The organism is Acidovorax sp. HMWF018 (assembly GCF_003061035.1).
Classification (GTDB): Bacteria; Pseudomonadota; Gammaproteobacteria; order Burkholderiales; family Burkholderiaceae_C; genus Acidovorax; species Acidovorax delafieldii.
In genome coordinates, this window is the sequence record NZ_QAIM01000275.1 from 1 (window position 1) to 6532 (window position 6532).

Genomic DNA, 6532 nt, shown 5'->3' on the forward strand with positions numbered 1-6532 from the left:
GTGGTGTACCTGGGCGAAACGGTGTGCTCACGCCGCCATGAGTTGCGCCTGGTCGACTGGCTGGCGCTGGCGCGCATGCTGCGGGACGCGGGCAAGGAGGCGGTCTTGTCCAGCCAGGTGCTCATCGAGTCCAGCGCCGACGTGGGCGTGATGCACAAGATCACAGGCAACGGCGAGTTTCTGGTCGAGGCCAATGACATGGGTGCGGTGAGCTGCCTTGCGCGAGCACCCGCCGGGCCGCAGGCCTTTGTGGCCGGACCGCACCTGAACCTGTACAACGCGCACTCGCTGCAATGGATGGCGCAGCTGGGTGCCACCCGCTGGGTGATGCCGCTCGAAATGTCGCAGGACGCCCTCTCCGCCGTGCTGGCGCAGCGGCCCGCAGACATCGAGACCGAGGTGTTTGCCTACGGGCGCATGCCACTGGCCTATTCGGCACGCTGCTTCACCGCGCGCCACCGCAACCTGCCCAAGGACGACTGCCAGTTCAGCTGCCTCGACCATGCTGACGGACTGCCGCTGCGCACGCGCGAGAGCGAGGGTTTTCTGGTGCTCAATGGCACACAAACGCAATCGGCCCGCGTCTACAACCTGGCCAACGAATTGGCCGCGATGCGCGCCCAGGGTGTGGACGTGGTGCGGCTGAGCCCGCAGGCGCACCACATGCCGCAGGTGATCACCGCGTTTGACGAAGCCCGCCGCGCAGTGGTTGCGAAAGAGACTGCTGAAAAGACCCCCGACTTTGTGGAGCGCATGCAGCCCTTCATGCCCGATCTGCCCTGCAACGGCTACTGGTTCGGGCGCCCAGGCCTGGAGCAGGGGCTGCAAGGGGCCGCGGGTGGTGGTGCCGCGCGGCCTGCGATGAATCCATAACGCAAAGCGAATCACCGCATGTACCCCGGAGAACGCTTCAACAGCATCAGCCACCTGGTCGGCGCCCTGCTGGCCACGGCGGGCGCGGCCGTGCTCATCACGCTGGCGGCGCGCCTGGGTGACCCGTGGAAGGTGGTCGCGTTCAGCATCTATGGCGCCATGCTGGTGGCGCTGTACGCGGCCTCCACCGCGTACCACAGCGTGCGTCGGCGCACCATCAAGGCAGTGCTGCAAAAGCTGGACCACTGCAGCATCTACCTGCTGATTGCGGGCAGCTACACGCCGTTTGCGCTGGTGTCGCTGCGCGGCGCCTGGGGTTGGTCGCTGCTGGGCGTGGTGTGGGGCCTGGCCCTGCTGGGCATTGCGCAAGAGATCTGGTGGGCGCGTGGTGCACGTGTGCTGTCGCTGGTCATCTATGTGCTCATGGGCTGGCTGGCGCTGGTGGCCGTGGTGCCACTGTGGCAGGCGCTCACGCCAGCCGGGTTTGCCTGGCTGCTGGCGGGCGGTGCCTGCTACACGCTGGGCATCGTCTTCTATGCGCTGGACCACCGCGTGCGCCATGGCCACGGGCTGTGGCACCTGTTTGTGCTGGGCGGCAGTGTCTGCCATTTTTTCACCGTGTTTTTCTACGTGGCCTGAGGGCCGGTCTTCTACCTATGGCTGCTTTCCCTTCTTCGCCCACGCCTGCCGCGAACCCACGGCTGGTGCCGCCTCCCGTGGGGGCTTTGCTGGCGCGCTTTCCCGCCTACCCCGGCTCGATGCTGCTGGTGACGGCGCTCAACCTGGCGCTCGTGCGGCACCTGCCCGGTGATGTGGGCCGCTTGCTGCTGCATAAGAAGATGCGGGTGCAGGTGCGCGATGCGCGCGTGGCGTTCGACTTTGCCTGGACGGGCCAGCGTTTTGCGCCCCACGCCCCGCTGGTCGCCCCGGTGGTGGCCGACGTGACGCTGAGCGCCACGGCCCACGACTTCCTGCTGCTGGCCCAGCGCCAGCAGGACCCGGACACGCTGTTCTTCAGTCGCCGCCTGTCGATGGAGGGCGACACCGAGCTGGGCCTGGTGGTGAAGAACGCACTCGACGCGATTGAGCTGCCGGTGCTGGACCCGCGCCAGTGGGCGCAGAAGTTGGCGCCGCGCCAGGTGCTGGGCCACCTGCGCCGCCGCCTGGACCCGACACCACGCAACGGAGGGTGAGCATGACCACCCACACCCATCCCCAGAACCACCCGTTGGTCTATTCCTGCTCCGGCTGCTCCAGCGCAGCGCAGCTGGCCAACCACGTGGCGCTGCAGCTCGACCGGCACGGCGTGGCCGAGATGTCGTGCATTGCGGGCGTGGGGGGCGATGTGCCGCACCTGATGAAGATCGTGCGCTCGGGTCGGCCCATCATCGCGCTCGACGGCTGCCCGCTGGTCTGTGTCAAAAGCACGCTCGCGCGCCACGGCATCGTTGCCGACCGGCATTACCAGCTGCAGCAGTACGGTGTGAAAAAACGCGCGCACGAAGACTTTGACCCCGTGCAGGCCGCGCTGGTGCTGGAGCAGGTGGAGGCCGATCAGCAGGCGCAGCCCTTGCAGCGCCCCACTGTGGTGGAGGCCTCGCATGGCTGAGCCCACCACCTTGCGCCGCATCATCGTGGGCATCTCCGGCGCCAGCGGCGCCGTGTATGGCGCGCGCCTGCTGCAGGTGCTGCAGGGCCTGCCCGGCATCGAAACCCACCTGGTCGTCTCCCATGCCGGCTGGCGCAACCTGCAGCACGAGCTGGACATGGACCGCCCTGCGGTGGAAGCGCTGGCGCACCGCGTGCACGACGTGGCCAACGTGGGCGCGGCCATTGCGAGCGGCTCGTTCCAGTGCCATGCCATGGTGGTCGCGCCGTGTTCCATGCGCACACTCGCCGCCATTGCGCACGGGCTGGCCGACAACCTGCTCACGCGCGCGGCCGATGTGGCCCTCAAGGAGCGCCGCCGCCTGGTACTGATGGTGCGCGAGTCGCCCCTGCACCTCACGCACCTGCGCAACATGGTGGCCGTGACCGAGATGGGCGGCATCGTCTGCCCGCCGCTGCCCGCGTTCTACCTGCGCCCGCAGACCGTGGGCGAGGTGGTGGATTACAGCGTGGCCCGCGTGCTAGACCTCATCGATGTGCCGCACACCCTGGCGCCTCGGTGGGTGGGCTTGGAATTGAATGCTCTTTAATTGGTAGCTGTCAGCGCATGATGGATAAGCGCTGTCGGCCTATTTTGTTCAAATATTGGTACTGATATGGCCTACCGCGACCTGCGCGACTTCATGGCCCAGCTCGAAGCCACGGGCGACCTGCGCCGCGTGGAGGGCAGCGTCTCGCCCCACCTGGAGATGACCGCGCTCAGCGACCGCGTGCTGCGCGCAGGTGGCCCGGCGCTGCTGTTCACCCAGCCCACGGGCCACCGCATGCCCGTGCTCACCAACCTGTTTGGCACGACGGCCCGCGTGGCCCGCGCCATGGGTGTGGCCGACCTCCGCGGTGTGCGCGCGCTGGGCGAATTGCTGGCCACCCTCAAGGAGCCCGAGGCCCCCAAAGGCTTCAAGGACATGCTGGGCATGGGCCAGCTGCTCAAGACCCTGTGGAACATGGCACCCCACACCATGGCGCGCGGCGCGCCCTGCCAGCAAGAGGTGTGGGAAGGGCCCGATGTCGACCTGGCCCGCCTGCCCGTGCAGCACTGCTGGCCCGGCGACGTGGCCCCTCTCATCACCTGGGGCCTAACCATCACGCGCGGTCCGCGCAAGGCCCGGCAGAACCTGGGCATCTACCGCCAGCAGGTGCTCTCGCGCAACCAGGTCGTCGTGCGCTGGCTGGCGCACCGGGGCGGCGCGCTGGACTTTGCCGACCACTGCGCCGCCCACCCCGGCCAGCCCTACCCCGTGGCCGTGGCGCTGGGGGCCGACCCGGCCACGTTGCTGGGCGCCGTCACGCCCGTGCCGGATTCTCTAAGCGAATACCAGTTCGCAGGTCTGCTGCGCGGCGCACGCACCGAGGTCACGCCCGCGCTGGGCGTGCCCCTCTCGGTGCCCGCCACCGCCGAGATCGTGCTCGAAGGCCACATCCAGCCCGATGCCCATCACGCGAGCGGCTGGCAGCATGCGCTGGAAGGGCCGTACGGCGATCACACCGGCTACTACAACGAATGCGCCGAGTTCCCCGTTCTCACCGTGGACCGCATCACACTGCGCAAGGACACGATCTACCACAGCACCTACACGGGCAAGCCGCCCGACGAGCCCGCCGTGCTGGGCCTGGCGATGAACGAGCTGTTTATCCCCCTCTTGCAAAAGCAGTTCCCCGAGATCGTGGATTTCTACCTGCCCCCCGAAGGCTGCAGTTACCGCATGGCCGTGGTCAGCATCCGCAAGGCCTACGCCGGCCACGCGCGGCGCGTGATGATGGGCGTGTGGAGCCACCTGCGCCAGTTCATGTACACGAAATTCATCGTGGTGGTGGACGACGACGTGGATGTGCGCGACTGGAAAGACGTGATCTGGGCCATCACCACCCGCATGGACCCGGCGCGCGACACCCTGCTGGTGGAGCACACACCCATCGACTACCTGGACTTCGCCTCGCCTATCAGCGGCTTGGGCAGCAAGATGGGGATGGACGCCACGAACAAGTGGCCGGGGGAGACCCAGCGCGAATGGGGCCGTCCCATGGACATGGACGCCGCCGTGCAGGCGCGCATGGACGGTCTTTTCACAGCGCTGGGCCTGTGAACCGTCCGTGCACCACGGCGGTGCTGTGCGCTCCAGTCACGTAGAAGACAAGCACGCCCCGCGTTGTTTGCGACGATGCGCCAGCCCCGGCAAAGAGGGCTCTGCACCGGCATCCCACGGATACCGCGATGCAGCACCGCGCACACCACAAGGAGACGACAGCAATGCAGCAGCCCGGCAGCATGATGGATCGGCCGTTACTGGTCTCGGCCATCCTCGAGCACGGTGAGAACCAGTACGGCGACCAGCAAATCGTCTCGCGCGACACCAATGGCAGCCTGCACCGCTACCGCTTTGCCGACATGGCCCGGCGCGCCCGGCAGCTGGCCAACGCATTGCAGGCGCTGGGCCTGCGCCCTGGCAGCGTAGTGGGGTCGCTGGCCTGGAACAACCACCGCCACCTGGAGGCGTACTACGCCGTGTCCGGCAGCGGCATGGTCATGCACACCTGCAACCCACGCCTGCACCCCGAGCAGCTGGCCTACATCGTCAACCACGCCGATGACGAGGTGGTGCTGTTTGACACTACCTTCGCACCACTGGTGCGCGCCATTGCGGGGTCGTGCCCCCGCGTACGGCACTGGGTGGCGCTGTGTGATGCGGAGACGCTGGGCACCATCGACCTGCAAGGGGTGCCCGGGGTCGAGGCCTACGAGACCCTGGTGGCCGGCCAGCATGACCGCTTTGCGTGGCCCGAATGTGATGAAAAGACCGGCGCAGCGCTGTGCTACACCTCGGGCACCACCGGCAACCCCAAGGGCGTGCTGTATTCGCACCGGGCGCTGGCGCTCAGTGCCCTGTCGGCCTGCATGCCGGGCGTGCTGAGCATCAGCGCGCGAGAGACCATCCTGCCCGTGGTGCCCATGTTCCACATCAACGCCTGGTGCCTGCCCTATGCGGCCCTGATTGGGGGGGCCAAGCTGGTGCTGCCCGGCCCACGCCTGGACGCCGCCAGCCTGTACGAGCTGATGGAGTCCGAGCGCGTCACCGTCAGCGCGGGTGTGCCCACCATCTGGATGGGCCTCATCCAGCATGTGGAGCAGAACCAGCTGCGCTTTACCACCATGCGCCGCACGGGCGTGGGGGGCTCTGCCATGCCCAAGGCGCTGATCGCCAAGTTCAACGACGTGTACGACGTGGAGGTGCGCCACGGCTGGGGCATGACGGAGACCACGGCCATTGCCACCATGAGCGTGCTGGGCGCGGCCGACGCCGAACTGCCGCCCGAGGACCGCCACGCGCTGGTCGCCAAGCAGGGCAAGTCGGTGTTCGGTATCGAGCTCAAGCTGGTGGATGAAAACGGCGCCAGCCTGCCGCGCGACGGCGTGGCGCAGGGCGAGCTGATGGTGCGCGGCCAGTGGATCGTGGACCGGTACCACAAGGCCGAGCGTTCGGCGCTGGCCGATGGCTGGTTTCCCACGGGCGATATCGCCACCATCAGCCCGCAGGGCGTGGTGCAGATTCGCGACCGCACCAAGGACGTGATCAAGTCGGGCGGCGAGTGGATCAGCTCCATCGACCTGGAGAACGCCGCCGTGGCCCACCCGGCGGTGGCCATGGCCGCTGTCATCGGCGTCAAGCACCCCAAGTGGGACGAACGCCCGCTGCTCTTCATCGTGCGCAAGCCCGGCCAGTCGCTCGACAAGGCGCAGATCCTGGACTTCCTCGCAGAGCGTGTTGCCAAGTGGTGGCTGCCCGACGAAGTGCTGTTTGTCGAAAGCCTGCCGCTGGGCGGCACCGGCAAGGTCCAGAAAAACGAGCTGCGGCAACGCCATGGCTCGGTGTTCGGCGGCGAGTGACATCGCCCCGCATTGACGCAGTTTCTACCCACCACCCCACGGAGACACACATGAACATGGTTCCCAGGAAATGGCCTCATCAATGGCTCAAGGCCGGCGCATGCGCCG

General features: G+C 67.6%; 7 protein-coding genes. All 7 read left to right on the plus strand.

Annotation, left to right across the window (positions count from 1 at the left end):
* Positions 1-873, plus strand: an 873-nt coding sequence (locus DBR23_RS10305; RefSeq protein ID WP_108498183.1) for a U32 family peptidase, incomplete at its 5' end; no start/stop codon positions are given.
* Between the two features lie 18 nt (positions 874-891).
* On the plus strand, positions 892-1512 hold the full coding sequence (locus DBR23_RS10310) for a hemolysin III family protein (protein WP_056642167.1): 621 nt from the start codon (positions 892-894) through the stop codon (positions 1510-1512).
* A 17-nt stretch (positions 1513-1529) separates the two neighbouring features.
* The gene (locus DBR23_RS10315; protein WP_108498184.1) at positions 1530-2066 is read left to right on the plus strand and encodes an SCP2 domain-containing protein; all 537 of its coding nucleotides are present in this window, start codon (positions 1530-1532) and stop codon (positions 2064-2066) included.
* A 2-nt stretch (positions 2067-2068) separates the two neighbouring features.
* Positions 2069-2482, plus strand: coding sequence for a putative zinc-binding protein (locus DBR23_RS10320; protein WP_108498185.1), 414 nt, complete (start codon positions 2069-2071; stop codon positions 2480-2482).
* Complete coding sequence (locus DBR23_RS10325) at positions 2475-3071, plus strand: UbiX family flavin prenyltransferase (RefSeq protein ID WP_108498186.1); 597 nt, start codon at positions 2475-2477, stop codon at positions 3069-3071. The genes DBR23_RS10320 and DBR23_RS10325 overlap by 8 nt, the downstream gene beginning before the upstream one ends.
* Before the next feature lie 66 nt (positions 3072-3137).
* The gene (gene ubiD / locus DBR23_RS10330) at positions 3138-4625 is read left to right on the plus strand and encodes a 4-hydroxy-3-polyprenylbenzoate decarboxylase (protein ID WP_108498187.1); all 1488 of its coding nucleotides are present in this window, start codon (positions 3138-3140) and stop codon (positions 4623-4625) included.
* Between the two features lie 164 nt (positions 4626-4789).
* Complete coding sequence (locus tag DBR23_RS10335; protein WP_108498188.1) at positions 4790-6424, plus strand: long-chain-fatty-acid--CoA ligase; 1635 nt, start codon at positions 4790-4792, stop codon at positions 6422-6424.
* Positions 6425-6532: the final 108 nt, after the last annotated feature.

Coding starts and splice junctions, on each gene's coding strand:
- DBR23_RS10310 (WP_056642167.1), top strand. CDS start 892: ATGTACCCCGGAGAACGCTTCAACAGCATCAGCCACCTGGTCGGCGCC.
- DBR23_RS10315 (WP_108498184.1), top strand. CDS start 1,530: ATGGCTGCTTTCCCTTCTTCGCCCACGCCTGCCGCGAACCCACGGCTG.
- DBR23_RS10320 (WP_108498185.1), top strand. CDS start 2,069: ATGACCACCCACACCCATCCCCAGAACCACCCGTTGGTCTATTCCTGC.
- DBR23_RS10325 (WP_108498186.1), top strand. CDS start 2,475: ATGGCTGAGCCCACCACCTTGCGCCGCATCATCGTGGGCATCTCCGGC.
- ubiD (WP_108498187.1), top strand. CDS start 3,138: ATGGCCTACCGCGACCTGCGCGACTTCATGGCCCAGCTCGAAGCCACG.
- DBR23_RS10335 (WP_108498188.1), top strand. CDS start 4,790: ATGCAGCAGCCCGGCAGCATGATGGATCGGCCGTTACTGGTCTCGGCC.